The organism is Rhizobium album (assembly GCF_003122325.1).
In the GTDB taxonomy this organism is placed as follows: Bacteria; Pseudomonadota; Alphaproteobacteria; order Rhizobiales; family Rhizobiaceae; genus Metarhizobium; species Metarhizobium album.
Genome location: NZ_QFBC01000011.1, coordinates 96,477 through 122,847, shown reverse-complemented (window position 1 = coordinate 122,847; position 26,371 = coordinate 96,477). Strand labels below are relative to the sequence as shown.

General features: G+C 62.3%; 21 protein-coding genes and 1 pseudogene. 13 read left to right on the top strand and 9 right to left on the bottom strand.

Features of this window, described 5'->3' with window-relative positions; all coding sequences use genetic code 11:
* Positions 1-3: 3 nt before the first annotated feature.
* A complete protein-coding gene (locus DEM27_RS21440; RefSeq protein ID WP_165823520.1) occupies positions 4-207 on the bottom strand; it encodes a hypothetical protein in 204 nt (67 codons plus the stop codon).
* A gap of 281 nt (positions 208-488) precedes the next feature.
* Here DEM27_RS21440 and DEM27_RS35220 point away from each other — a divergent pair, with 281 nt between their 5' ends.
* From DEM27_RS35220 to DEM27_RS21390, 11 genes and pseudogenes are all read left to right on the top strand, one after another.
* Positions 489-4,199 (top strand): PAS domain S-box protein, encoded by a 3,711-nt coding sequence (locus tag DEM27_RS35220; protein WP_109460292.1) that lies wholly within the window; start codon positions 489-491, stop codon positions 4,197-4,199.
* A gap of 158 nt (positions 4,200-4,357) precedes the next feature.
* Positions 4,358-4,912, top strand: a complete 555-nt coding sequence (locus tag DEM27_RS21430; RefSeq protein WP_109460291.1) for a hypothetical protein — start codon at positions 4,358-4,360, stop codon at positions 4,910-4,912.
* A 39-nt stretch (positions 4,913-4,951) separates the two neighbouring features.
* Positions 4,952-5,044, top strand: a pseudogene (locus DEM27_RS35215) (alpha/beta hydrolase); the annotation flags it as partial.
* A gap of 234 nt (positions 5,045-5,278) precedes the next feature.
* Positions 5,279-5,929, top strand: a complete 651-nt coding sequence (locus tag DEM27_RS21425) for a pyridoxamine 5'-phosphate oxidase family protein (protein ID WP_109460290.1) — start codon at positions 5,279-5,281, stop codon at positions 5,927-5,929.
* 236 nt (positions 5,930-6,165) lie between these two features.
* Positions 6,166-8,811 carry a carbohydrate-binding protein gene (locus DEM27_RS21420; RefSeq protein WP_109460289.1) on the top strand — a complete coding sequence of 882 codons (2,646 nt, stop codon included), beginning with the start codon at positions 6,166-6,168 and terminating at the stop codon, positions 8,809-8,811.
* Positions 8,812-8,819: 8 nt separating this feature from the next.
* Positions 8,820-11,066, top strand: a complete 2,247-nt coding sequence (locus DEM27_RS21415; RefSeq protein ID WP_109460288.1) for an MGH1-like glycoside hydrolase domain-containing protein — start codon at positions 8,820-8,822, stop codon at positions 11,064-11,066.
* 185 nt (positions 11,067-11,251) lie between these two features.
* Positions 11,252-12,328, top strand: coding sequence for an ABC transporter substrate-binding protein (locus tag DEM27_RS21410; protein ID WP_109460287.1), 1,077 nt, complete (start codon positions 11,252-11,254; stop codon positions 12,326-12,328).
* A gap of 85 nt (positions 12,329-12,413) precedes the next feature.
* Positions 12,414-13,235 (top strand): ABC transporter permease, encoded by an 822-nt coding sequence (locus DEM27_RS21405; protein ID WP_245446020.1) that lies wholly within the window; start codon positions 12,414-12,416, stop codon positions 13,233-13,235.
* On the top strand, positions 13,232-14,011 hold the full coding sequence (locus DEM27_RS21400; protein ID WP_109460285.1) for an ABC transporter permease: 780 nt from the start codon (positions 13,232-13,234) through the stop codon (positions 14,009-14,011). Before DEM27_RS21405 ends, DEM27_RS21400 begins: the two co-directional genes overlap by 4 nt.
* Complete coding sequence (locus DEM27_RS21395) at positions 13,998-15,062, top strand: ABC transporter ATP-binding protein (RefSeq protein WP_109460284.1); 1,065 nt, start codon at positions 13,998-14,000, stop codon at positions 15,060-15,062. Before DEM27_RS21400 ends, DEM27_RS21395 begins: the two co-directional genes overlap by 14 nt.
* On the top strand, positions 15,059-15,652 hold the full coding sequence (locus DEM27_RS21390; RefSeq protein WP_245446001.1) for a cysteine hydrolase family protein: 594 nt from the start codon (positions 15,059-15,061) through the stop codon (positions 15,650-15,652). Before DEM27_RS21395 ends, DEM27_RS21390 begins: the two co-directional genes overlap by 4 nt.
* Positions 15,653-15,915: 263 nt before the next feature.
* Here DEM27_RS21390 and DEM27_RS21385 read toward each other — a convergent pair whose 3' ends face one another.
* Complete coding sequence (locus DEM27_RS21385) at positions 15,916-16,305, bottom strand: CZB domain-containing protein (RefSeq protein WP_109460283.1); 390 nt, start codon at positions 16,303-16,305, stop codon at positions 15,916-15,918.
* Between the two features lie 264 nt (positions 16,306-16,569).
* Here DEM27_RS21385 and DEM27_RS33635 point away from each other — a divergent pair, with 264 nt between their 5' ends.
* The gene (locus DEM27_RS33635) at positions 16,570-16,851 is read left to right on the top strand and encodes a hypothetical protein (RefSeq protein ID WP_128755544.1); all 282 of its coding nucleotides are present in this window, start codon (positions 16,570-16,572) and stop codon (positions 16,849-16,851) included.
* Here DEM27_RS33635 and DEM27_RS21380 read toward each other — a convergent pair.
* From DEM27_RS21380 to DEM27_RS21350, 7 genes are all read right to left on the bottom strand, one after another.
* Positions 16,829-18,106, bottom strand: coding sequence for a dicarboxylate/amino acid:cation symporter (locus DEM27_RS21380; protein ID WP_109460282.1), 1,278 nt, complete (start codon positions 18,104-18,106; stop codon positions 16,829-16,831). The two genes, DEM27_RS33635 and DEM27_RS21380, sit on opposite strands and share 23 nt — an antisense overlap.
* Positions 18,099-19,727, bottom strand: a complete 1,629-nt coding sequence (locus DEM27_RS21375; protein ID WP_109460281.1) for a substrate-binding periplasmic protein — start codon at positions 19,725-19,727, stop codon at positions 18,099-18,101. The genes DEM27_RS21380 and DEM27_RS21375 overlap by 8 nt, the downstream gene beginning before the upstream one ends.
* Positions 19,728-19,731: 4 nt before the next feature.
* On the bottom strand, positions 19,732-20,592 hold the full coding sequence (locus tag DEM27_RS21370) for a DUF1194 domain-containing protein (protein ID WP_245446000.1): 861 nt from the start codon (positions 20,590-20,592) through the stop codon (positions 19,732-19,734).
* Between the two features lie 284 nt (positions 20,593-20,876).
* Positions 20,877-21,995 carry an ABC transporter ATP-binding protein gene (locus tag DEM27_RS21365; protein ID WP_109460280.1) on the bottom strand — a complete coding sequence of 373 codons (1,119 nt, stop codon included), beginning with the start codon at positions 21,993-21,995 and terminating at the stop codon, positions 20,877-20,879.
* A gap of 4 nt (positions 21,996-21,999) precedes the next feature.
* Entirely contained in the window at positions 22,000-22,830 is an 831-nt protein-coding gene (locus tag DEM27_RS21360) for an ABC transporter permease (RefSeq protein ID WP_109460279.1), read from the bottom strand.
* The gene (locus DEM27_RS21355) at positions 22,827-23,780 is read right to left on the bottom strand and encodes an ABC transporter permease (protein WP_109460278.1); all 954 of its coding nucleotides are present in this window, start codon (positions 23,778-23,780) and stop codon (positions 22,827-22,829) included. Before DEM27_RS21355 ends, DEM27_RS21360 begins: the two co-directional genes overlap by 4 nt.
* Positions 23,781-23,794: 14 nt before the next feature.
* On the bottom strand, positions 23,795-24,856 hold the full coding sequence (locus tag DEM27_RS21350) for an ABC transporter substrate-binding protein (protein WP_165823519.1): 1,062 nt from the start codon (positions 24,854-24,856) through the stop codon (positions 23,795-23,797).
* Between the two features lie 295 nt (positions 24,857-25,151).
* Here DEM27_RS21350 and DEM27_RS21345 point away from each other — a divergent pair, with 295 nt between their 5' ends.
* Positions 25,152-26,096 carry a LysR family transcriptional regulator gene (locus tag DEM27_RS21345; protein WP_109460276.1) on the top strand — a complete coding sequence of 315 codons (945 nt, stop codon included), beginning with the start codon at positions 25,152-25,154 and terminating at the stop codon, positions 26,094-26,096.
* Positions 26,097-26,371: the final 275 nt, after the last annotated feature.

Here is a 26,371-nt window from a genome sequence, read left to right as displayed (position 1 = left end):
ACGCTACAGACGGCCCGTCGACATGTCCCGGCCATTGATCGAGGCGGGGACGCAAATTTCCTGAATCGTGCTTTTCGGGTGCGGCAACTGGACGTCGTGCGGGACGATGACGTGATAGTCGGGTGCGTTGCGGCGCCTGCGCAACGGTTCGACAGAGAAATGCGTCCGGCGATAGAGATAGCGCAGCCGCCAGAGAATTCCGTTCATTTCGAGCCTCCCCTTCTGGGTTGCATCCGGCGGCTTGACGGCAGCCATCGCCCGCGCAAGCAGGTCGGAGTTCGTGTGTTTCGATAACGACGTGGAGCGCGCTTTGTTCCATCGGGCGGAAACAGCCGCAACACGGGACGAATTTAACCGAAAATCTGGAGCGACACCCTTGCTTCGACCAAGCACTGCGACATATCGATGTGTGAGTTGGGGAAGGCTGCTGAAACGATGTGTAACGTATGGTGCGAACATGAGGCGCCGGGTGCCTCCGGCAGCGCGCCGTGAGTGCGATCGATTTTGAAACCCTGTTCAGCACGGGGCCGAATGCGTATGTGCTGTTGGACCTGTCTTTCAACATCGTCACCATGAACGATGCCTACCTTCGTGCAACCATGCGCACGCGGGCGGACCTGACCGGTCGCAACATATTCGATGCCTTTCCAAGCGAACCGCAGTCCGAAAGCCATCGGCAGCTTCGTGTATCGCTGGAACGGACGATAGCCACCGGACAGGTCGATCACATCCCGCTCATCCACTACAATATCGCCCTGCCGGATGGCGAAGGCCTCGAGGAGCGCTACTGGAGCGCGACCCATACGCCGATATTCGACGCCGACGGCAAGCAGGCCTTCATTCTGCAGCACACCGTCGACGTGACGGACGTACAGCGCCTGCGCATCCTTGCCCGAAACGCCGGCGTGTCGATGCCGCTGACGGCCCGGGTGGAAACGGATATCCTGCGGCGGGCCGAGGAGATCCAGGCCCACAACAACAAGCTGGAAAAGGAGCATCGCAGCCTCCGTTCGCTGTTTGCCCAGGCACCGGGCTTCATGGCCGTGCTGAGTTTCCCCGACTACGTGTTCACCATGGCCAACGACGCTTACCGGCGCCTTGTCGGCGATCGCGACGTTACCGGCCAGCCGCTGCGGCAGGCCTTGCCGGAAATCGTCGAACAGGGGTTCATCGAACTGCTCGACCAGGTCTGCGCCGACCGGCAGCCCTTCATCGGCAGCAATGTCCGGGTTCTTTTGCAGCATTCGCGTTCCGGGGCGATGGAGGAACGCATTCTCGACTTCATCTACCAGCCGATCTTCGGCGAACAGGCCGAGGTGATCGGCGTGTTCGTGCAGGGACAGGACGTCACCGAGCAGAAGAAGGCCGAGGATGCGCTGCGCGAGAGCGAACAACGTTTCCGCTATGTCGCCGAGACCGCACCGGTGATGTTGTGGATGGCCGATACCAGCGGCAACTGCAGCTATCTCAATCAGGCGCAGCGTGAATTCTGGGGCGTGCAGTCACAGGACGTCGAAACCTTCGCATGGTCCGAAAGCATCCACCCCGACGATCGGCAGAAGGTGTTCGAGGCGACGCAACGGGGCACCGAGACGGAACACGCCTTCTGCATCGAGGCGCGATTGCAGCGCGCCGACGGGCGATTCCGGACGATCCGGACCGATGCCCGTCCACGGCGCGGGCCGGGCGGCATGTTCCTCGGCATGATCGGCGTCAATGTCGACATCACAGACCTGAAGGTCGAGCAGGAGCGGCGCCAGGCACTGCTTGCCTTGAGCGACCGTTTCCGGGATGCCGTCGAACCGGCCGATTTCGCCTTTGCCACCGGCGAGATCCTCGGCAAGGTGCTGGATCTCAGCCGCGCCGGCTACGGCACGATCGATCCGGTCGCGGAGACGATTACCCTGGAACGCGGCTGGCACGCTCCCGGCGAACGCGACTTGTCCGGAATCATCAACCTGCGCGACTACGGCACCTTCATCGACGACCTGAAACGCGGCGAGATGGTGGTTTTTTCCGACGGAAGCAAGGACCACCGCACCGCCGCCAAAGCCGACCGGCTGAAGGAGATCGGCGCGCAGGCGATCGTCAACATGCCGATCATGGAAAAGGGCAGCCTGGTGGCGATGCTCTACCTCAACAGCGCCACGACCCGCGAATGGACTGCAGAAGAACTGGCCTTCGTGCGCGACGTCGCCGAGCGGACCCGCACCGCCGTGGAGCGCCGGCGCGCCGAGCAGGACCTGCAGGCGCTGGCCAGCGCCCTGGAGACCAAGGTCGAAATGCGCACCGCCGAGCGCGACCGGGTCTGGCGCAATTCGCGCGACCTCTTGGCGATCGCCGATACGGACGGTGTCGTGCGTAGCGCCAATCCGGCCTGGAAGACGGTCCTCGGCCTGGAGCCGGAGCAGGCGATCGGCCGCAACTACCTGGAATTCGTGTGGGAGGACGACGTCCGGCAGACCCGCAGGGCCCTGGCGCAGGCCCGATGGAGCCTCAACAACTTCGAAAACCGCCTCTGCCATGTGGACGGCACTCCCCGCTGGATCTCCTGGCACACATCGGTGGAAGGCGATTTCGTCTTTGCTTACGGCCGCCACATCACGGCGGAGAAGGAACAGGCCAAGGCGCTGCGCGAGGCCGAGGAACAGCTGCGCCAGGCGCAAAAGATGGAAGCCCTCGGCCAACTCACCGGCGGTGTTGCGCACGATTTCAACAATCTGCTGCAGGTCATATCCGGCAACCTGCAATTGCTGGGCAAGGATGTCGCCGGCAACGAACGCGCCGGGCGGCGCATCGAACATGCCCTCGCCGGCGTCGACCGCGGCGCCAAGCTCGCCAGCCAGCTTCTCGCCTTCAGCCGGCGTCAGGCGCTCGAACCCAAGGTTCTGAACATCGGCCGGCTCGTCACCGGCATGGGCGACATGCTGCGGCGGACGATCGGCGAGGCGACGGACATCGAAACGATCGTCGCGCCGGATCTTTGGAATACGCTGGTCGATCCGGCGCAGATCGAAAACGCCATCCTCAACCTGGCATTGAACTCGCGCGATGCCATGGACGGCCATGGCACGCTGACGATCGAGGTCTCCAACACCGTTCTCGACGAGGCCTATGCGCGCAGCCACGCCGACGCCGTGCCCGGCGACTACGTGCTGCTCGTCGTTTCCGATACCGGCAGAGGCATGAGCCCGGAAATCGCCGCGCAGGTGTTCGAGCCATTCTTTTCGACCAAACCTCTCGGCAAGGGAACCGGGCTCGGGCTTTCCATGGTCTACGGCTTCGTGCGCCAATCGGGCGGGCACCTGCAACTGCTGTCCGAAATCGGCAAGGGCACGACGATCCGCATCTACCTGCCGCGAAGCTCCGAAGCGGAGGATACCAAGCGGGATATCACCACCGACGTTCTTGCCGGCGGCAGCGAGACCATCCTCGTGGCGGAGGACGACGAGGCCGTGCGCGCCACCGTGGTCGAAATGCTGTCGGACCTCGGTTATACCATCCTGACGGCAAGGGATGCCGCCAGCGCATTGACCGTCATCGAAAGCGGCGTGGCGATCGACCTGCTGTTTACCGACGTCGTCATGCCCGGACCGCTGAAAAGCACGCAGCTTGCCGAGCGCGCGCGGCAGCTGTTGCCGGGGATCGCCATTCTTTTTACCTCGGGCTACACGGAAAATTCGATCGTTCACGACGGCCGGCTCGATGCGGGTGTCGAATTGCTGCCGAAACCCTATTCCCGCGAGGCGCTCGCCCGCAAGATCCGCTACGTCATCGCCCGTCAGGCCGAGACGAACAGGGCGCAAGCTACCGTCAAAGCCGAAACCCCGCAGCCGTTGACGATCCTTCTGGTCGAGGACGACGCTCTCATTCGCATGGATACGGCCGATATCCTGGCCGAACTCGGCCACACGGTGATCGAGGCGGGAAGCGCCGAACAGGCCATCAAGATGATGGAGGAGCAGGCGGTCGACCTGCTGTTCACCGATATCGGTCTGCCCGGCCTTTCCGGCAGCGAACTGGCGATCCGCACGCGGGAAAGCCGGCCCGACATCGCCGTCGTCTTCGCGTCGGGCAATGACCAGGTGCCGCCTCTTGCCGGATCCGGGGCAAGTTTTTTCCTGCGCAAGCCCTATAGTATTTCGGCCGTTGCTTCCGCCCTGCGAACGATCTTCCCTAACCGGCCCGATGCGCATTGAGCGAGCGCATCATTCCAGCCCCCGCGGCTGGCAATGCCGGCATAACTTCGTTCAACCCGGCTGCATCGCCAAACACGCCATCGCTGAGCGGGACCGCCGCAAAACCGATGGGTCGAAACTTTCCTGGCCTTCCTGCGTTTCCTTGCAAAGGAGTGACCATGGCGACCGCTTATTTTCACAAGACATCAAAGGCAGAGCACCTCTCCAACGCCGAAGTGCTTGCCCTGGCGCACGATCTCGTGGCCCTGTTCCTGGAATATCTGCGCTGCGAGGACCCAGGCAGCGATATTCTCGACGTCAGCGCCCTGCCCGCCGGCAAATCATCCCTGCAGAACGCCTTCCGGCTTGTGATCGCGACGGAATCCAGGGAAGACAGCCGCATGCGCCTGATGGAGGCCGGATGCAAACTCGCACGGTTTCAGGACCATGTCGGCTCCCGCATCCGTATATCGCCTTCACCTATGGAAACCGCATGCCATGACGGCGGGATCGCCACTCCCCTGCTCGCGGAACGTGTCGATATGATCCTTACCGAAGCCGCCGATGAGGGCATTCGCCTCAAAAACCTTTTGTTGGCCTCCGCCGATATGGCGGCTCGCCGCTTCGACGGCCCTACGACGGCTCCTCGTTTTCACGAAGGCGGCTTAGTCCTGGGGCACACCCGGATCGATCCGGCTGCAGCCAGAATCAATTCTTCGTTCAGCGAATGGTGACAACGCCGCCCAGCGGTTCATCGAACTCACTCCCCAGAAGGCGGTGAGCCGCGTCGGATCTTTTTATCCATCCCCGCAGCATCTTCTCCCGACCAGGGTTGGCCGTTTCTCGTCATGACTGATGATGAGGCGCGGTCCTGCTGGAGTTTGAACGACTTGCCAGTCGCACACACATCTGGCCATCCTGATCGGGCCAGGAGGTGTGGTGCGAATCTCCCTTGAGACACGCCCATCGGCACGATACCAATCTTTCTCGGGACGCCAAATCCACAGGAAGACGGATAGAAACGTCGAGGCAGTAACATTCGAACCAGATGCCCGGCTTGGGCCAAGGTAATCAGCAAGGCAACGTTGAAAGGCAAGGGAATGCAGGGATACAAGCCCAATCCGGAATTTGTCATCACGGACGAACAGTCACTTCGAAACTTGTTCGCCGCGACCCATCCCCTGGCAATATTGAAGTGTCAGGACAGCCTCAGCGGGCATGCCCAGGATTTTATCAGTCGCTCGCCTTTCGTATGCATCGGCACGCAAAACGCGGAAGGAAAGGCCGACGTCAGTCCCCGGGGCGACCCGGTGGGTTTCGTCAAGATCCTCGACAAGCACACGCTGGCCATACCGGATCGCCCTGGAAACAACCGCCTCGATACGCTGGTCAATATCACGGCCAACCCGAATGTTGGCCTGATGTTCGTCATTCCGGGATTTGACGACACGTTGCGCGTGAACGGGCACGCCACCCTGGTCAACGACCCCGATCTTCTGGAAAGCATGAGTGTCAATGATCGCGCACCCAAACTCGCCATCGTGGTCGAGGTGCGTGAGGTTTTCATGCATTGCGCCAAGGCATTCCGGCGTTCCCGGCTGTGGAGCCCGGATCATTTCCAAAACCGCGCCGAAATGCCCTCGCTCGTCAAAATCATTCTCGATGAAACGACGGGCGCGCCAAGCGACAAGGATGAAATGCGCAAAATGGACGACGACCTGGAGGAGGACTACAAGAGGACGCTTTACTAGCGCAGTTCCAGCTTCGCTCGCCACCTTCGCAGAGACCATCGGCAAGTCGGGGCGCGGCCGGAGATGTGTGCTCTTTTCCTTGCCTGTCAGGGCCTGCGGCAACCAGAAGGCGACATGTCGGACAATCTTCAGAAAATAATTTGTGTACGAATTATTTTCGTGTCTAGCATGGGTGCCGGCATTGGGCGATCCTTGCCGTCGGTCAAGGCCATAGGACAGTGTTTGCGGGAGGCGAGATGGGTGAAATGTCAGCAGATGCCTATGCGTCCTTTCTCACGCCGACAGCCAGCCATCGCATGGCCGCCTACTGGTTCTGGTCGAGCCTGCCGAGCGATGCGGAGATCGAAAGCCAGTTGCGCGATTTCTCCGACAAGGGTTTCGGCACGGTCCTCATCCAGGCGCGGCTCTCCCTGCCGCGGCACGTTTATCTGTCCGACGCCTTTCTGGAGCGCTATCGCCGCGCGGTGGAGGAGATGCAGCGTCTCGGGCTCGTCGCCGGGCTTTACGACGATTACAACTGGACGAGCGGGCAGGCCGGCGGGCGCACCGTCGAGGGCGCGCCGCATCTGCGCGAACGCCACCTCTTCTGGGCAACCGTCGAGGTGTCGATGGGCGAGATCGACGACATCGAGGCACCGTTTGCAACCGGCATGGGAAGCGATATCGCCGGCTGGATTTATGACCGTGGCCGACCGGTCTTCGACGAATGGGAACTGGTGGCAGCACTTGCCCATCCGGCGCATCCGGCCGGCCCGTCCGATTTGCGCGACGTGGACGCGCAAATACGGCTCGTGCCGAGGGACGGCGGCTGCGGTTTCGTGTTCGACGGGACGCTGGCGCATGGCGAGAAGCTGACGGTTTTCCTTGCCGCCCGCTGCAGGACCTCGCACCTGATCAACTACCTGCTGCCCGAGGCGGGGCATCGGTTCGTCGATGTCGGCCTAAAACCCTTCGCCCGCGTGCTTGGCCGGCATATGGGCACGACGCTGTCCTTCCTGTTCTACGACCAGCCCGCACCGCAATTCTATCGTTGGCGCCAGCGCAGCGGGGCGCTCGGTAACAGCCCGCTTTATGCGCCGTCGCTGAAGCGGGCAATCGAAGCGGCGGGCGACGAGCCCTTCGCCACCGTCCTGTTTGCGCTTGTCCACGATCTCGGCGCTGCGACCGCCGGCCTTCGCCTTCGCTTCTACGAGACATACGGTCAGCTGATGGCGGAAGGCTTCTTCCTGCCGGTCCGGGATTTCTGCCGCCGGCACGGCCTGCGCTTCACCGGCCACGAGATCTTGCCGCATATCGGCAGTTTTGCGCTGAACGGCGGTTTTTCCTCCATCGATCCACGTGTCGCTCCGGCGGTCGATTTCTTCGGCATCGATGCGATGCGGGATGAAACGGCGGTGGACGTCAACAATTTCGACGCGCAACTGTCACCCAAGCTCGGCGATTCCGTCGCCCGCGCCCATGGCCGCTCCCGCACCATGGCTGAAATCTATACGACGGCGACCCGCACCGAGCGGCGCGGCGCCGGCCAGTGGGAATTGACGCCAGCGATAGTGCGTGCCCAGGCGATCCGTCTGCACATGGCCGGCGTGCGCCAGGTCATCCTGCACGCGCTGAACCAGAGTGATGGTGCGGATAACGATCCGCGGTTGTTCGTCAATCCCCGCTTCGATTTCGCTCCGGGCTTCAATTTCGAGCCCTGGTGGAGCCATCACGGCGATCTTGCCGCCGAGACCGCGCGGTTGTCCGCTTTCATCGAGGAGGCCGTACCGGAAACGCCGGTCGCCATCTTCTATCCGCTGACGACGGCCTATGTGGAAGGTCCCCGTCATGCGCATGCGGCCCATTTCGGCGCATGGTGCGAAGGCCTGTCGGCCTTGTCCATCGGACACATGATCCTCGATGAGGACAGCCTTTCGGCGGCGACCGTATCCGACGGCAGGCTGGAGGCGAACGGATTGGTTTTTCGTGCGCTGGCGCTGCCGGCGGCAGTCCATATCCGTGCACCGCAGGCGCTGGCGGTCATCGCCGACTTCGCTGCATCCGGCGGCAAGGTCTGGATCTCCGGCCCCGCGCCGGCGGCATGCGGGGAAGACCTACTGGCGCTTTGCCACCGGTGGCCAGAGCCACCCGAACATGAAGCACTCCGCAATCTCGTCGCCGGATTGCAAACGCAGGCGCCGACAATCGAAGCAAGCGACGCGGTTTTGCGCTTCGCCGGCCGCGACCGGAGTGGCGCCTGGCGCGTCGTTCTCTTCAATCAGGCTGCTACCGAGGCAGACCTGCGGATTGCGGTCGATGGTGCCTATGAAATTTGGCAGTCCGAAACGGGGGTCGTTTTGCCCTATCGCGAGGCCGGAAAGCTCGCCCTTCGCCTCGCGCCGCACGACCTGGTCTGCTTGAGACTGTTGCCCGGGCCCGGTATTTTTGCGGATGTCGATCTGACCGTGACGGACGACATTGTCGAGGTGCTGCCGCTTGGCGACGGCTGGTCGTTCCGCACCGAAGCGAATGGCGCGGCCGTGCCCGTTTCCGTCGATATCGGCTGGCAGGCGCAGGGTTTTCCCGCCTTTTCCGGAACGGGCGAATACGAATGCCGTTTCAGCCTGACGCAGGCGGGCAATGCGCGGCTCGATCTACCGGGTGTCAGCGTCGCCGTCGAAGCCGATATCGACGGGCGGGCTTGCGGAAGGCGGGCGCGTTCGCCGTTCCGGATCGATCTGGGCTGGCTTTCGGCCGGTGAGCATGCAGTGCGGCTGCGGGTCAGCAACACCGCTGCGAATCGATTTTATGCGGGAACACCCTTCGCCGGCGAACCATGGCCGGACGAAAGCGGCTTGACGGCACGACCGCAACTGATCTTGTTACGCTCGCGAGAGACTTGAGGAAAACCATGCGTGGACATTCAACCATCCCCCTGTCGAGCGCCTGGAACAGCTGGTCCACACGGCCGGCCGAGCTCGTCTACCGGCCCCTGGGTTTCAAGGTAACGCCGGTCCTTTATTCCAGCCGCCTTCGCTGGGCGAGCCTGATCGAGCCGCGCAAGGATACCGTGCGATTCGGCCGCCATTGCATCGGAAACCGCCTGATCGAGCTGGAAACAGAGCTTGCCGGCACGAAAATTTCCTTTCGCGCCGGCGCGGTCGATCCCTTCGTCATGCGCGGCAGCTGGTCTGCCTCGGCGTTCGGCGAATGGGGCACGCGCTTCTGGCTGACACTTGCCGTCTCGGCCGAAAGCGGCGAGATCGTCCGTTACGATCATGAGGCCGGCGTGGCGCTGATCGAGATCGACCGGCGATTTCTTGCCGTGGCAAGCGCGGATGCGCCGATCCAGGTGACCGCCCATGAGACGATCGAGGCGCTTTGCTCCGATTTCGAGACGAACGGTTATTTCTACACGGCAACACGCGGCGAGGCGGCGCCGGTCATTGCGCTGCGCTTCAACATGGAAATGATGCGCTCCGGCGCCTATGGGCTGGCCGTCGCCGACAGCGCGGCGCTGGCGATCGAAAAGGCCAGGGATGCCCTTGCCCGCCAGCCCGACGAAGTTCATGCCCTGCACAGCGGTCGCTTCGACGGTGCGCTGGATGCCGTGCGCGATATCGTCGGCTGGAACACCATCTGGGACCCGGTGAACAATCGGGCCTATACGGCGGTAACCCGCATCTGGAATCTCGGCGACTTCGCCGTCTGGTACAACGACCAGGCGTTTGCAGCACTTTTGTCATCCGTCTTCGATATCGATCTCGCCCGCCAGAACATGGCGGTGGCGCTGGCAGGCGCGACGCCGCAGGGCAATGTCGCCTGTATCGTCACCTCCAACGACGCCTGGGTGGATCGCAGCCAGCCGCCGACCGGCGCGCTGGTTTCCTGGCTCTGCTATCTGCGCTCGGGCGAACGGTCCGTGCTGGAGGCAAGTTACGAGGCTCTGGCCCGCAACCAGCGCTGGTGGCGCCAGAACCGTGATCCCGATGGGGTCGGGCTGATTTCCTGCGGCACCGGCGATGTCGGCGGCGGCCTCTACAAGGGCACCGTCTTCGGGGCGCGCAACGAGACCGGCATGGACAATTCCGCCACCCATGACGAAGCGGTCTACGATCCGAAGACACGCACGCTTTCGACCTTCGACCTCGGCCTCAACTGCGCGCTGGCGACCGACGCGGAAATGCTCGGCAAGATCGCCGCCGTGCTGGGAAAAGAAGCGGATGCCGCCGAATTCTCGGGCTTTGCGGCCCGCAGCCGCGAGCTGATCCGCACCGAACTCTGGGATGACGAACGCGGCATTTTCGCCAACCGCCAGCGGACCGGCGGCTTCGTCCGCTCGCTGTCGCCGACCTCGTTCTATCCGCTGGTTTGTGGTGCGGCGAGCCCGCAACAGGCGGAGCGGTTGCTCGCCCATCTGGCCGATCCCTCGACCTTCGGCGGTGCGTTCCTGCTGCCGAATGCCACCCGCGACGATCCGGCCTTCGCCGAAAACGTCTATTGGCGCGGGCGCATCTGGCCGAACGTCAATTACATGGTGTGGCTCGGCCTCAGGCGATACGGCTTCACGGCCGAGGCGACGGATCTCGCGCAAAAAAGCTACGACCTGTTCATGCAATCCTGGCGCAACGATCGCATCGCGGCGGAAAATTACAATGCCACGACCGGCGAGGCGATGGACCAGGGCGATACCGATCCGTTCTATATCTGGGCCGGGCTTTTGCCGCTGATGGCGGCGGAGGAGACCATCGGATTCGATCCGTGGCGGGGTTGGACGCTGACCAATGACGGGCAAGACGTTTCCGCCGGCCCCTTCCTGTCGCCGCGTGGGCCGGCGCAGGTGGAGATTGCCGATGGCATCCTGCGGCTATCGCAGAGCGAACGCCCCTTGCTGTCCACGGATCTGCGGGGCTCACTGAGCGCCCTCACCTTCGGGACCGGACATTTCGGCTGCGTGCTGGATCAAGGGGCGGCGGACGGCACAATGCTGTCACTGCATCACATCGGCCTCGACGACGTCATCATGGCCCGGCTGGATGATCGCCACCTGTCTGCCTTGCCGGCAGACAATGGTGTGTGTTTCGACCTGACAGGGGCGAAAAAAGGGGCAAGTCTGGCGATCTGGCATAGGTCACCGGCCTCCCAAACGCCCGCTTGACAAAGAAAGGACCGCCACCCATAATCGTTTGTATACAAATAAAATGAGTGATCTTTCCTGGCTCATCCGAGCCGTCCCGAGAGGAATGCGGGACATCGCATGGAGCGGGGAAGAGATGGTGGAACAGCCGTTTTCGTAACATTCGCCTGGAGCGGCGCAAAACGGTGTCTAAGAGGGAGCTTTCTATGAAAATCACACGTCGTCAAACACTCGGACTCCTTGGCGCCGGCGCCTTCGCCGCCACGGCTCCGCTGCCTTTCGCCATGCGCCCGGCCCGGGCGGCCACCAAGATCACCGTGCTCAACTGGCAGGGTTACGGCACCGACGAGAAGTGGGCGCTCGAAGCCTTCCAGAAAGCCACCGGCATCGAGGTCGTGCACGACTATTTCAGCTCCGAGCCGGAAATGCTGACCAAGCTGCGCACCAATCCGGGCGCCTATGACGTGGTGCTGATCAACAGCGCCCGCACCCAGCAGGCCGCCAGCGAAGGTCTGATCGAACCGATCGACTTCTCCAAGGTGGCGAATTCCGCTGGCCTTTCGCCGGAACTGCGGGATCATCCCAACATCAAGTTCGAGGACAAGACCTACGGCGTGGCATGGGTCTGGGGCATTACCTCGCTGGCGATCACGGAAGGCTCCGCCAAGCCGGATAGCTATGCCGCGCTCGCCGATCCGGCGCACAAGAACAAGGTGGCCTTGTTCGACGACGCGGTGACCTCGGTTGCCATCGGCGCGCTTCTGACCGGCCAGGACATGAACAATCCGTCCGATCTCGACGCCGTCAAGGAAAAGCTGAAAGGCTTCAAGGACAACGTCAAGCTGCTCTGGTCGAGCGAGGACCAGTGGAACAAGTCCTTCGCCGCCAAGGAGTTCGACCTGTCCGTCTACTGGTCGGGTGCGGCCGTGCGCTCCAAGCGCAACAGCAACCTGCCGGTTGAATTCGTCGTTCCCAAGGAAGGCGGCATCGGCTGGCTCGACAATTTGTGCATTCCGGTCGGCGCACCCAATGCCGATGCCGGCCTGGCCTTCATCAACTACATGATCGATCCGGATTTCTACGTCGAATGGGCGACCAAGATCGGCGCACCGGCTTCGGCCAATGCCGCCGCCATGGAAAAACTGCCGGCCGACGATCTCAACCGCAAGATCCACGACCCGAGCTACCTGAAGACCATGACGATTCAGTCGGCCCTGCCGGACGATCGCCGCGAGGCCTTCAACAATCTCTGGCAGGAAGTCAAAGCCTTCTATGCCGGCTGACGCGATCATTCGTCCCGCAGCTTCGCCGTCCGGCGCGGCTGCGGGGCACCGCCTGCCGTCCTGGTTCGCGACGGCGGCCCTGCTCATGCCGACCTATGGCTGGCTGCTGATCGCGGTGTTCCTGCCGCTTTGCACCATGCTCGTCTTCAGCTTCATGAATGCGACGCCCATGGGCCGTGCGCCGATCGTCTTCACGCTGAAACACTACAAGGCCTTCATCACCCAGCCCTATCTCGTCGGCATCGCCTGGGATTCGCTGGTCATCGGTTTCTGGACGACCTTCCTGTGCGCCGTGCTTGGCTTCTTCGCCGCGCTGGCGCTGGCGCGGGCGACGATCGGACGGGCGCGCGAGACGCTGCTGATCCTGATCCTGCTGCCTTTCTGGACCAACGGCCTGGTGCGCGTCTTTTCCTGGACCATGGTGCTGCGCGAGGGCGGCTTCCTCGATACGCTGTGGCACGCCCTGCTGCCCGAGGCCGGCTCCATCGGCTTTCTCTATACGCGGCCGGCCATCGTCCTCGGCCTGGTGCACGGCTACCTGCCCTATATGATCCTGACCTGCTACATCGCGCTGGTCACCATCGACGACGCCATCATCGAGGCGGCGCAAAGCCTCGGCGCGCGCTGGTGGACGATTTTGACGCGCGTGCTGGTGCCGCTCGCCCTGCCGGGGCTGACCACCGGCGCCATCCTGACCTTCGTGCCGGTGATCGGCTCGTTCATGGAGCCGCGCATCCTCGGCGGCCGCGTCGGCGTCACCATGGGCACCGTCATCGAGGACCAGTTCACGCAGGCGTTCAACTGGCCGCTGGGTGCTGCCCTCTCCTTCACGATGCTGGCGGTGATCCTGGCGATTTTCGCGACCTTCTCCGGCGTCTTGCGCCGCAACGCGGGAGGCGTCGCATGAAGGCGCTTGCCCGTTTCTACCTGTTGGCGATCCTCGTCTTCCTCTACCTGCCGATCATGGTGATGATGGCGATGGGGTTCAACGATTCCGCGCTCTACGAATTGCCCTTCCGCTTTACGACCCGCTGGTATGTTGCCCTTTCCGGCAACGACCAGCTGATTTCCGCCGGGATCAATTCGATCGTCATCGCGCTGATCACGGCGGTTCTCGCAACGCTTGCCGGCACCATGGCGGCCGTGGCACTCGATCGGCGCGCGGTGCGCGGTCGCACGCTGCTGCAGCTTCTGCTCCTGCCACCGATCGCCATTCCGTGGTTGATCACCGGAACGGCCATGCTGGTCTTCTTCTTCTGGACCGGTATCGGACGCGGCATGCATGCGCTGCTGATCGGCCATGTGGCGCTGGCGATCCCCTACGTCGTTCTGGTCGTGGGCACCGGCCTCAGGACGATCCGCTCCGACCTGGAAGAAGCCGCCATCAGCCTCGGCTCGACGCCGCTGCATGCTTTCTTCGCGGTGACGCTGCCGCTTCTGACGCCCAGTATTCTCGGCGCGGCGTTGTTCGCTTTCGCGGTGTCGCTCGACCAGTTCGTAATTTCCTATTTCCTGTCGACGCCCGGCTTCGCCACGCTGCCGGTGCAAATCTATTCGGCAATCCGCAAAGGCTTTACGCCGGAGATCAATGCCATCTCCACCATCCTGCTTGTCGGCTCGATGAGCGTCATCGTCGTCTTTGCGATCTTTGCCCGCCCGGGAGGCGCCCGTGACAAACGTTGATATCACTTCCGTCGCCAAGACCTACGGCCAGGTGCCGGTACTGGCCGACATCACCACGCATTTCGCCGAGGGCTCGTTCACCAGCTTGCTCGGGCCGTCCGGCTCGGGCAAGACCACCCTCTTGCGCATCGTCGCGGGCTTCATCACGCCGGACAGCGGCAAGGTCGCGATCGGCGGGGCCGACGTCACCGAGACACCCGTCTACGCCCGCAACATCGGCATGGTCTTCCAGTCCTATGCGCTGTTCCCGCACATGACGGTGGCGCAGAACGTCGCCTTCGGCCTCGCCCGGCGCGGCATTCGCGGCGCGGAAGCCAAAAAGCTGGTCGACAGGGCGCTGGACATGGTGCGGCTTCCCGGTTTCGGCGACCGCCGCCCGAAACAGTTGTCCGGTGGTCAGCAACAGCGCGTGGCGCTGGCGCGCGCCGTCGTCATCCAGCCGAGCGTGCTGCTGCTCGATGAACCGCTTTCGGCGCTCGACCGGCGCCTGCGCCAGGAAATGCAGGTGGAGCTGAAGCGCATCCAGCGCGAAACGGGCCTGACGACGATCTTCGTCACCCACGACCAGGAGGAGGCCCTGGCGCTGTCCGACAACGTCGCCATCCTCGACCGCGGGCGCATCGTCCAAATCGGTCCGCCGGCGGAGGTCTACGAGCAGCCGAAAACACGCTTTGCCGCCGAATTCCTTGGCGATACCAATTTCTTCAAGGGTGCCGTGTCAAACGGCGCTCTGCAACTCTCAGACGGCACCAGCTTGCGGACGGCCGCGGCCCTGCCCGGCAATGCCAAGGCGATGGTCGCCGTTCGGCCGGAAAAAATGCAGATCGTCGGCGACGGAACGGAGGTCGAGGGCGCCTCGAACCGGATTTCGGCGCGCATCGACCACGTCATCTATGCCGGCCCGGCCCTGACCTATGTCCTGACCGCGAAGGATGGAACGTCGCTGAAGATCTTCGCCCAGAACCGGACGGGCACCATCCATCCCGAAGGCAGCGAAGTGACGCTTGCCTGGCATCCCGCCAACACCATCCCGATGGAGGACGCCGCGTGAGCACCGGCAACGGTACAGGAAAAACGCTGCATATCGTCATCGACATGCAACGGGTGTTTGCCGAGGAAACGGTCTGGCACACGCCCTCGATCCGGGACATCCTGCCGAACGTGCTGGATCTTTGCGAGGCGTTCAAGGGCCGGACCCTGTTTGCCAAGTTCATGTTGCCGGAAACGTCGGCCCATGCGCCCGGACGCTGGCAGACCTATTACGAGCGCTGGTCGATGCTGACGACATCGCAGCTCGATCCGGCCTACCAGGATCTTGTCGCGCCGCTCGCGGCGCTGTCGCAGCCGGAAACGGAAGTCGAAAAATTCACCTACTCCATATTCAAGGCACCGGGTTTCAACGAACGCCTGAAAGCGGATGGCATTGATCAACTGATCTTCAGCGGCGTCGAAACCGATGTCTGCGTGCTCGCCAGCGTCTTCGGCGCCGTCGATGCAGGCTTCCATGTCGTCGTAGCGTCCGATGCCGTCGGCAGTTCCGAGCCGGTGGCGCATCAGGCGGTGCTCGACCACGTCTTGCCGCGCATGCCGGACCAGATCGATCTGGCCACCACGGCGCAGATCATCGCAAGGCAAGTGTGACGGGCTGACCGCTTCGGCGCCATGCCGGCACTCGGTTTTCCCGCAAGGCATTTCTGCCATCAGCCTTGTCTGCCGGCCCGGCATGACCGCCCTGCCTTCCGGGAGAGCCGGCGACTGATCTCTCGTTATTTCCGGGCTTCACGTCGCCCTTCAAAATCGGAATTGGAGACCGCGTAGGCCGGCTGTGGCTATATGCGCCTGCGCATCACCACCGTCGCGTTTGCCGTAATCCTGCCAGTCCAGACCACGCTCGCGGACCGCATTCAAGCGGCCTTTGTTGATGACAGCAGCTCGCCCTTCCATTTGTTCAGCGCCCGGACGACCTTTTCGGAGCGTTCCTTGAACTCCCCATCGAGCAGGGCCTGTGCATCCTTGGCCTTGCCGGCCAGCGCCAGTTCGAGGACCCGGGCGGCACATTCATGGAATTCTGCATGCACCCGCTTGTTGACCTTGTAGGGCATGCCCAGCTTGGTCTGCGCGTCGATTTTGGAGCCGTGCAACCATTTACCAAGGGCGCACTGGTCATCGCAACGGACAACGCTCGGTTTGAAATCGCTGGACGCGGTCGTGATCGCGGTCTTCAGCTTCATTTTCCATGTGCCATGGGCGCCGATACCAGCGGTGATTTCCTCAACGTAAAAGGATGTGCTCATTTCAATACGACTCGATTGCTATTGCGGAGCCGTTCGGCGAATGGCGGAGACCGAGCGGATGTGGAGAACATAATCGCAGTCAGTTAATAATGATTTAGAGCTACGGCGAATATATCGGACGATCAAAAAATTGATGAAATTGATATTCTACAATTTTGCGCGCGCCTAATTTTGATGATCTGAAAATCACGCTTAATACATACATATCCAGATTTAAAATCAATGTTGATCTTGGGAGGCAACGAATGTTGGCGCAACAATACGATGACTGCGACGCAATTGAATTTCCCCATGAAGAAGAGTAACTTATCGGATCGCCGACAATCGCGGCATCAGGCCGTTGATCTTGCCGGCAGGGCATTATCGTTCATTATGCTCTCTGTATGGGAGATGCCCCAAATCATCGACAACAACGGCGAAATTGATACTCGGGAAAGCATTCCGCCGCCGAGAGGACTCGAAATGCAGGTCGAGCCATCCGGCATTGCTGGCCTCGTGGACTGCGCTCCTCGTCATGGTCGCCTCAAGACCTCCCGATCCGATTGAATTCGACTCCCGTGAGTGTCTGCACCGGCGAGAAGGATCGTCGTGGCAGCATTCGCCTGCACACCACCGTCAACACCGGGTCGACGATCGGATCGATCGCCACAAGCAGAATGATCGCCACCTCTACCGGCAGGCCGAGCGGAACGAGGATCAGCGACATCATCGAAAGCGCAGCCACGCCCGGAGCACCCGCTGCGGCAAGCCCCGCGAGAACCGAGGCCACCAGAACAAAGGCCATCTGGCCCGCGTCGAGCTCGACGCCGTAAAGATTGGCAAGGAACACAGTGGCAATCGCGAAATGGAACACCGAACCCGGCGGATTGAGCGTGATGCCGAGCGGCATGACGAGATCGACCACATGGCGATCCAAACCGAGGTCGGTCTTCAATCCGCGCAGCGCCGCCGGCAGGGCGGCAAAGCTGCTCGCGGCTCCGAAGGCCACGAATGTCGCCTCGCGTAAAGCCGAAACCGGGCGCCGGAAATCGCCGCCAAGCCGCCACCAGGCAGTGAGCAGGCAGATGAGCACGAGGGCGAACCCGCCGGCATAGATCAGTAGCACGAGCTTGAGCAGGGCGCTCAGGATTGGCAAACCGATAGCCGACACTTGGCTGTAGGCGAGGCAGAAGAGCCCGGCCGGCAAGAGGTAGACGAGCCAGCCGATGATCGTCATGAGCGTCTCATAGACGCTTTCAAACAGGAAGATCGCCCGCTCGGACTTGTCGCTGTCGAGCGAGCCGAGCGCCACGCCGAACAGCAGGGCGAAGAACAGGATGGCGAGCATGTTGCCGCTGCTGAAGGCCAGGAAGATGTTGTCGGGAACGATGCCGATGGCGATATCCTGCAGGCTGGCCCCGTTTGTCGTCCCGCTCGCCGCCTCGGCGCGAAAGACGGCCTGGCCGATCACCTGCCGCGCCCCATTCTGGAGATTGGCGCCCGGCTGGCCCACTTCGCCGAGAAACAGGCCGAGACCGCCGGCAAGCAGCAATCCGGCTGCAAACAGGCCTGCGAGCCGGCCGACATATCGGCGCGCCGAACCGCTGGAAAAAAGCTTGGCGAGCCCCATGACCACTGCCGAAAACAGCAGGGGAATGACGCACATCTGCAGGAGCCGCAGGTAGAGATGCCCCATGAACTCGACAAGCGGCGTCGCGCCCGCATCGAGCCATCCGTAAAAGCCGCCTGCAATGAGGCCGGCGAAGACACTACCGGGGTGCAGCAGAACGGTGGCGAGGCGACGCCTGGCGGTTTCAATCATTGGCGAGGCCCTTGTCGGAAGAATAGAGATAGGTGTCCAGCAGAGACGGCAGGAAACCGCTCTCAGCGATCTTGCCCAGATAGAGATCGATCCAGGCTTTCAGGTCCTGGTCCTCCCGGCGCATCGCGATGGCGATCGTGTCCGGATGGCCGGCAAGATGGAAAGGCCGAAGATCGAGCGAGCCGGCCGGATCGGCGTGACGCCAGTTGCCGATCTCGATCTCGTCATACATGAGCGCGACCAGCGCACCGGCCTTCACTGCGGCGAGCATCGTGTCCCAGTCGGCGAATTCCTCCATCTTCGCCTTCGGGAAATCCTGGCTGAGGAAACCGACATAGGAGGTGCCGCTGATGACGCCGATGCGCGCGGTGGGATCGTCGAGCAGCGTTGCGACCGGAATGGCGGCACTGGCCGCCCCGCGCGCAGCGGCCAGCTTGGCGAATTCCAGCCGGTTGATCAGCATGAACTGTCGGACGCTGACATAGCTGCGGCTGAAGCTGACGCGGACCGCCCGCTCCAGCGTATCGCTGAGCAGGCTGACGGCGATGTCGGCATCTCCCGCCCGCACCTTTTCCACGACGCCGTCGAAGGTCGTCGCCGACCTGTCGAAAACCACTCGCACGCCGAGTTTGGCAGCGATGTCGCGTGCAAGGCTCGGATCGATGCCGGCGAGATTGCCGGCATCGTCCGTGTAGAAGAACGGCGGCACGTCCTCGCCGAACATCGCGACGGTCAGCACCCCCTTATCAAGGATACGCTCGATCGCGGAGTTAGAGGCCGCCACGGATGGCATCGGCCTTGAGAAAACGAGAGCGGCCAGCAAGGTGATGGCCGTTATCAAAGCGGGTCTGCGGAACATGATGGCAGAAAGGAAACAACGCTGCATGGATCTGCTCAGACCTTCGACTCTTTCGAAAAGAGAGGCCGTGGTTGTCCTGATCCAGCCTTGCGGCGACAACAGCATCCAGTCGGCCGCCGCCCATATCATGCAGCAGATCATGAAGCTCAGGGCCAACAGCGATCCTTGCATGCTTTGCTGAACCACAAGCTCGCCCCACAGGGCAGAAGCGCCGGCGAGGATGGCAGGCGCGCGGCTTACCAATACCAAATCCTTGAAGAAGGCACCGGCTCGCTCGGAGACGAGCGCATCCCGCGACACGACCGCGCAGTTCGCCGCACTGCCGAATTTTCCGACTGCGTGCAGGGCGCCCGCAGACGCGGCCAGCCATGGATTTCCCAGCATGACCAGGCCGATACCCAGGATAATCGCGCCGATGCCGGAAAGCACATCGCCCCATTGGTTGAGCCCCGGAACAGGCGGCGGACCGTGCGACCAAGCCTTCGTGTAGACGATCCCGCCCCAGAAAAATACGGCCGTGGCGACAGTCAATGCCGTGGCGGCGGGGCTTCCCGCGACATGCGCCACGGTCCGGCCCCATAGCGTTGTGTCCGCACTCCCGGAAGCCTCCATGAAGAGCGCGACAACAAGTCCAACGACAAAGCCCAGAACATTACCGAGATTGTAGAGCATGCCGGGTTCCACCGCGCGAATGCCCGCGCTGCGGAGGAAGCCAGCCGATTGCGTTTCAGCCCCGATGCTCCTTTTGACGCTATCGTTCATGGCCTCATCCCCTGTCGTCCACCACGAGGTAAATCGATCTGTTGTCTCCTCGATGGCCGATCCCGCTGATCTCCCTTATGAGCTTGCGGCGAATGGCCGTGACATAGTCGAAGGGCCGGTCCGGCACAGCCACAAACGCCCAAGGGCCGCCAATGACCATCTGCCGGAAATAATCCGCAAGATCCGACGTCACGCCTTGCTCTTCACGCGCAAGGACGATGCCGTTGATAGTGTAGCCCTTCTGGACAACGCGATCCCTGGCCTCGGCGACAGGCAATCCATCATTGTTCGTTCCGTTGGAAGACACGTCGATGATCTTGCGCGTCGCCTCACCGGGGAAGTGATCAAGCAAGAAGCCAGAGGCTTCGAGAGCAAAGGACAACGAGGTCCGCCCGCTGCCGATACGCTCTGAGCCGTCATCGGCACGGTGCATGATCTCGTCAGCGGCGATGTTCGCGTCACCGTCATCGCACAGCCGGGTCCACGGAAGCACGGTACGCGTCGAACCGACGCTGGACCATTCGATATACGTGACGGCGATGCACCCGACGAAGCCGTCCCGGATCGCGGCCTTCACCTCCGGCGAACGCAATGCCTCTGCATGGCCGATCCTCTGCATCCTGGCCTGATCCACATCGATGGACGAAGAGACATCCGCCGCCAGGACGATCGCGGCATCGACGATCATCTCCTGAGACGGAACCTCGCTGTCCGCCGCCACCAGCGGGCAGGCAACAACAAACGGCGCCAGCGTGCCGATGAGCAGGCGGAGCAGATAAGCGCCGTACCGGCATTGCCAGCGCGCCAACGCGTTGCCGGGAGATTCGTCGTGGTTCCCACCGAATGGAGCCGTCCTGTCGATCATGCGCCCCTCCCGCGCCGCGCCGACGCCTGGCCTTTTTAAAATAGCCAACAACCCTTTTCCGGAATGAGTCATTTTCTGCCCGTTCACTGGAACGACAGAGTATCTGCCAAACGAAATCGCAGAAAATCCCTTCCGCAATAACGAATACTGCAGATCGTCCAAGTCATTCTGAAAAACAGTTATATTATCTGTATCTGGACGCTAGCATTGTTGTGATTATTCAATCCAATGCCGATGCCGCATTATATTATGCAACACTACGCCGGATTCTTATGGCTGAAGCTTTATTCGCTCCGCGGCATGAGATGGCAGTCGAGAATACCCACGACGACGCGATCACCAAAGCACAGACCCTGGACCTCCGCGACCGGCCGACGACATTTGATGAGGCCGGCTCTCTCCACATCGAGATGCAGGACGCTCGAGCCGCCGTGGAAAGCGATATCGACGATCTTCCCGGTCGTGATGAAGGCGCCCGGCCAATGCGCCTTCAGCGTTTCGATGTCGTTGCGTGCACGCACCACGATCTGTTCCGGCTGTATGCAGGCGGCCACCGGAGACCCCGAAGGGCCGACCGCAGGCGCCCTGGTACTTGCCGGCAAGGGCGTATCGAGGCCTTCGATCCGCACGGCATCCTTGTCGCCGTCACGCAGATAGGCCCCATGGAAAATATTACCCCGGCCGATGAACCGTGCCGCGAACTCCGTCGCGGGCATCGAATAAAGCTGCTCGGGCGAATCGATCTGTTCAACGCGGCCCTGGTTCATGAGAACGATACGGTCGCTCATGACCAGGGCTTCTTCCTGATCATGCGTGACGAGGATGGTCGTCTGGCGGGTGCGGCGCTGAATATTGCGCATATCGGTGCGTACGTCTTCGCGCAGGCCGGCGTCGAGGTTCGACAGCGGTTCGTCCAGAAGCAGCAGGTCGGGCATGAAGGCCATGGCGCGCACCAGGGCGACACGCTGCTGCTGGCCGCCGCTGAGTTGTTCCGGCTTGCGCTCGCCCAACCCCTCCAGTCGCGCCAGCGCCAGCATCTCCCGGACCCGCGCCATGCGCCGCTCCGCAGACCAGCGCCGCATGCGAAGGCCATAACCGATATTCTCGTTCACCGTCATGTGCGGAAACAGCGAGTAGTTTTGGAAAACCAGCCCGATATTGCGCCTGTTGGGCGGCAGATGATCTATACGCTCTCCGCCGAACGATATCTCTCCGCCATGGCCGGGGAGCAGGCCGGCGATCGTCTTGAGGGCCGTCGTCTTCCCGCAACCGCTGGGGCCGAGGAACGCGACGAGTTCACCGGGCTCGACATCGAAACTCAGGTCCTGCAGGGCGGAGACCTTGCCGAAGGACTTGCTGAGATGCCGGACCTGAACCTTCTGCCCCAACCTTCCGTACAGCATACCGTCATCCTTTCCGCGACATGGTGCTGCCCGCAAGGTAGCGCGCACCGACCGTCATTGCGACCAGCGTATGGAAGGCGATCCCGATATAAACGAGGATGGCCGACATTGCGATCGCCTGCGGCAGCACGCCACGGTCGACGATATCGGTGAAAAGCCGGACGGAGATCGGCGTCGCGCGTGGGCCGGCAATGAAGAGAAGCAGTTCGAACGCGACCAGATTTTGCACGAAGATGAACAGGGCCGCGATGGCGAGGCCGGGTGCCAGAAGCGGCAGGACGACCGTCACCACCGCCGTGACGCGACTAGCGCCCATCGTTACCGCCGCCTGTTCCAATTCTTCCGGTACGCCTTCCAGCAGGGCTTCCGTAAAGCGCAGGGCCAGCGACAGGCTGGTGACGGTTAGCGCAACGACGATCCCGGCGAAGCTGTTGGAGAGCCCCAGCGGAACGAACAGGGCCAGCAGCGCGATGCCAAGGGTAATGGATGGCACGGAGTCGGGCAGAAGTACCAGTGCGCTGACGAAGCGGCGTTCACGCAGGTTTCCGCGCACGAGCCCCCAGGCCGCCGGGATTGCCACGACGAACACAAGGGCCGTCGCCAGGAAGGCGCATTCGACCGTAAACCACAAGGCGCCCCAATAATCCGGGGGAACAGCCGCATAGGCGCTCAGCGACCAGCCGTCCAGACCGGAGGTCGACTTCATCCCTCCCTGAAACGAGGCGACGACAAGGAGGCCTATGGGAAATGCCAGCAGCGCCAGCATCAAAAGGACATAGGCCATCAGCGCGAGCCGGCCGACCGGGATGCCGGCCCGAAATCCGCCGCCCGTCATCGCCGGCTCCCGAACCGCGACAGGAAAAACTGGGCGGCGGTGGTAACGCTGACGGCCAGCGCGGTAACGATGATTGCCTGCGCATAGGCAAGATGGCGCTCCTGCAGCGAATACAGATTGTTGTAGATGAGCACCGACACCATGTAGGGCGTCCGACTGTTCAGCATGACCGGGATCGCATAGGAGGTGACGACGGTCGAGAAGATCAGCGCGGCCGCAGCGACCGTACCGGGAGCCGCGAGCGGCATGCTGACGGTCAGCACGGCCTTGAGCCTACCCGCGCCTAGCGTGACGGCAGCGTCCTCCAGTTGCGGATCGACGGTCATGAAGACGCCCGTCAGGATGGCGATGGCGATGACGACGCCGGCGTAGCCGAATGCGATCGCCTGTCCGGGCCAGCCAAACAGGATGAAGACCGGCTCGCTCAGGATGCCGGCGGCGATGAGCGACTTGTTCATCACGCCCGTATAGGGCGCCAGCAACAGCACTATCGCATAACCGATGACCACAAAAGGCAGCATCCGCGGCACGCTGATGACCGGGACAAGGACGCTCCGCAGCAAAGTGTGCCGGGCCAGGACGTAAGCAACCGGAAGGGCCAGGACAATCGACACGGCTGTCACGCCGGCTGCCATGACGATGGTGGTCAGCAGGGTGCGCGCGAAGTAGGGGCTGGCGAGCGACTGTACGTAATAACGAAGCGTGGGCTCGCCTGAGCGTTGATCGACAAGGCTCCAGAACAGCAGCAGCGCAAGCGGCAGGACGGTCGTTCCCACCGCGACCGACACGGCGGGAAGGGTGAAGGCGCGGTAGAAGTGGCGATCCCTCCATCGCCGAGCATCGGCCGGTTGCAGGACAGGCTCCTGCGATGCGACAGCGATGCCGGAGCGGTGGTTGCGTCCGGCGATGGCTCTCCCATCAACAGTTTCGATTTCGCTCGGTTCGTCCACCAGTTGTCCGATCGCTATTGTTGCTGCAGGACGATACGCCGATAGGCGTCGATGAATGCTTCTTTATAGGCGGGGTCGAGCACGGAGGCCCGAAACCGGTCGATCGGCACCTGCTTCGCCTTGGCTGTGAATTCCTTCCATTCCGGCGGCGGGTCTTCGCCCGTGAGCGGGATGCGGGCCAGGTAGTTCAGCTTCCTGGATACTTGCGCAGAAAAATCCGAATGGGCGAACTTGACCCATTCGATCGCGGCCAGCGGATTCTTCGTCACCGAGGTGACGACCGGCCCCGGCTGAACCGCGGTCACGGTCCCTTCCTTCGGATAGACGATGCGCAGCGGCAAGCCGTCGCGGATTTCCTGCATCGTATTGGCCCACCACCATGCCGAGGCAAGGGCCTCGCCGCGCGCCAGCAGGGGGCGGATCGTTCCGGACCCCTGCGTCATGGTCAGCGCGTTCCCGGCCCAGTGCCGCATCAGTTCGAGGGTCGGCCGTGCGGCCGCTTCATCGAACCTGCCGTCCTTGAACCAGTCGTGCCAGTCGGAACCCTGAACGAGCGCCGCGGCGGCGACCGCGCTGTAGCCGGCGCCCACCGACATCGCGGAATCGAAGGTGAAACGGCCCTTGAGCGCATCGCCGGGAAGATCGGTCCATCCCGTCACGGCGTCCTCCGGCAGCGAAGACTGTACGGCCAGGACGATCGCCGTCATGATGAACGGTGCGGCATAACCGTCCGCGTCCAGGGCGCGCATCGCCTCGGGATCGAAACGGGTCCATTCGGCGTCGCTGTAATGCGGCCTGAGCGGTTGCAGATAGCCGCGCCTGATACCCTCGGCCATATGCTCGGCGTAGAGAAGGTAGACATCGCCCGACGGGTTCGGCCATTCCGTCTGCAGCGTCGTCCAGGCGACCGGGACGGACCTTGTGACGATATCGACCTTGACGGCTACACCGAACTTGTTTTGGGTATATTGTGCAAATGGCTCGACCAGTGCCTCAAAAAGCGCCGAGACTCCCGGAGCCGAGTAGACGACGAGTTCCCCGCCGACATCCTCGCGGGCCATTGCGCCATTGGCCATGGGCAATGCCGAAAGCAGAGCCGCGCACAACCAGGTCAACCACCGCACGCGAAGCATATGCCGCCCTTTCCTGAGTTTTATATTCGCAAATATGCTGAAAATCTCAAAATATACTTATAAATCTCGGAAAAATAACGTATATCATAGACGTAACGCAGTATTTAATATTGAAATAAATCCATAGCGACTTGACAATCGGGTCGCCGCAGAATTCAGTTTCAAATAATCATATCTCGTGTGAGGGACGGACTCCAATGCCTGTGACGCATAAGATTATGCAGGACATGACCGGCTGATGGATACGGCCTGGCTGATCGACTTTCTGGCCTTGGCGGAAACGGGCAGCTTTTCGCGTACGGCCGAGCAGCGCAATCTTACCCAGCCGGCCTTCAGCCGGCGTATCCGCGCGCTGGAGGATTGGCTGGGCGCACCGCTCTTCGACCGCAGTATCGTGCCTGTCGAGCTTACCTATCCCGGCAGAGTTTTTTTGCCCGAGGCACGCAAGCTGGTCGAAGGCATCGAGACGGCGCAACGCATCGTGCGGGCGGCGGCCCAGACGGGCTCGACCTCGCTGGCCCTGGCAACAATGGACCTTCTTGCCGCCGGCTTCGCGCCGATGCTTCTCGGACTTGCGGGCGACGGCTCCGAGGAAACCGTCGTCAACGTCTCGGTCGTTCCAGCTCGCGATGCCAAGGCGATGCTGGCGCGTGGACAATGCCAATTGCTATTGCGCCACCATCACGAGGCTTTTCCTGTTCGGATGGAAAGCGCTGATTTCGCGCAGACGAGCGTCGCTCGTGACTGGCTCGTCGCCGTGGGAAGCCCCGACATCGTCATGCAATACGGGCCAGACGAGCCGCTCCGCCGCATCCCCTTGCTGGCGCATGATGAAGGAACGCTGCTCGGAACGATCTTCGCCGACGCCATCGCCGGCCCGCTGGCGCATGTCGGCTTCGATGTCGTATTCGTCTCGCAGTCGGCGGCGCTGCTGCATGCCATGGCGCTACGCGGGAAGGGCCTGGCCTGGCTTCCGCTCAGCCTGACGCATGACGACCTGCGGGAGGGGCGACTCCGGACAATCGCGGAACCGGGCTGGCGCGAGCCGGTCGACATCGTGCTGGTCCGTAACAAGGCGCCCGGTTCAAAGGTGCTGGAAGCGTTCTGGTCGATGGCGCTTACGCTCGACGCGAGCGCGTTCGGCCTGTTTGATCCTCAGCAAGCTCAGCCATGTTCGAGATAAAATTCGAGGGAGCCTGCACGTTCTCTCCACTCGATCTGCGCCGCTAAATATCCGTTTTGATCAAGCTGGTTTTGTGGTCCATTTTTGCTGTTTATGCAGGAGTTCGTGGTATTTGGCCTTGAGATCCGGGTTGCCTGTCGTTTGGAGCAAGACCCGAGAGCCTGCCAACGGCCTTTGCATGCAACTCGCCCAGTTCCGGCATCCCGAGACCAACGCCCTCCTGTTCGAGCGCTTTGTTTCTCGCGAGCGCATCGCCTCCGTGGGCGGATCGAGAA

Excerpts from the sequence above, each read along its gene's own strand:
- DEM27_RS21440 (WP_165823520.1), bottom strand. The coding sequence starts at position 207 with ATGAACGGAATTCTCTGGCGGCTGCGCTATCTCTATCGCCGGACGCAT.
- DEM27_RS21430 (WP_109460291.1), top strand. The coding sequence starts at position 4,358 with ATGGCGACCGCTTATTTTCACAAGACATCAAAGGCAGAGCACCTCTCC.
- DEM27_RS21425 (WP_109460290.1), top strand. The coding sequence starts at position 5,279 with ATGCAGGGATACAAGCCCAATCCGGAATTTGTCATCACGGACGAACAG.
- DEM27_RS21420 (WP_109460289.1), top strand. The coding sequence starts at position 6,166 with ATGGGTGAAATGTCAGCAGATGCCTATGCGTCCTTTCTCACGCCGACA.
- DEM27_RS21415 (WP_109460288.1), top strand. The coding sequence starts at position 8,820 with ATGCGTGGACATTCAACCATCCCCCTGTCGAGCGCCTGGAACAGCTGG.
- DEM27_RS21410 (WP_109460287.1), top strand. The coding sequence starts at position 11,252 with ATGAAAATCACACGTCGTCAAACACTCGGACTCCTTGGCGCCGGCGCC.
- DEM27_RS21405 (WP_245446020.1), top strand. The coding sequence starts at position 12,414 with ATGCCGACCTATGGCTGGCTGCTGATCGCGGTGTTCCTGCCGCTTTGC.
- DEM27_RS21400 (WP_109460285.1), top strand. The coding sequence starts at position 13,232 with ATGAAGGCGCTTGCCCGTTTCTACCTGTTGGCGATCCTCGTCTTCCTC.
- DEM27_RS21385 (WP_109460283.1), bottom strand. The coding sequence starts at position 16,305 with ATGAGCACATCCTTTTACGTTGAGGAAATCACCGCTGGTATCGGCGCC.
- DEM27_RS33635 (WP_128755544.1), top strand. The coding sequence starts at position 16,570 with ATGACTGCGACGCAATTGAATTTCCCCATGAAGAAGAGTAACTTATCG.
- DEM27_RS21380 (WP_109460282.1), bottom strand. The coding sequence starts at position 18,106 with ATGATTGAAACCGCCAGGCGTCGCCTCGCCACCGTTCTGCTGCACCCC.
- DEM27_RS21375 (WP_109460281.1), bottom strand. The coding sequence starts at position 19,727 with ATGAACGATAGCGTCAAAAGGAGCATCGGGGCTGAAACGCAATCGGCT.
- DEM27_RS21370 (WP_245446000.1), bottom strand. The coding sequence starts at position 20,592 with ATGATCGACAGGACGGCTCCATTCGGTGGGAACCACGACGAATCTCCC.
- DEM27_RS21365 (WP_109460280.1), bottom strand. The coding sequence starts at position 21,995 with ATGCTGTACGGAAGGTTGGGGCAGAAGGTTCAGGTCCGGCATCTCAGC.
- DEM27_RS21360 (WP_109460279.1), bottom strand. The coding sequence starts at position 22,830 with ATGACGGGCGGCGGATTTCGGGCCGGCATCCCGGTCGGCCGGCTCGCG.
- DEM27_RS21350 (WP_165823519.1), bottom strand. The coding sequence starts at position 24,856 with ATGGCCAATGGCGCAATGGCCCGCGAGGATGTCGGCGGGGAACTCGTC.
- DEM27_RS21345 (WP_109460276.1), top strand. The coding sequence starts at position 25,152 with ATGGATACGGCCTGGCTGATCGACTTTCTGGCCTTGGCGGAAACGGGC.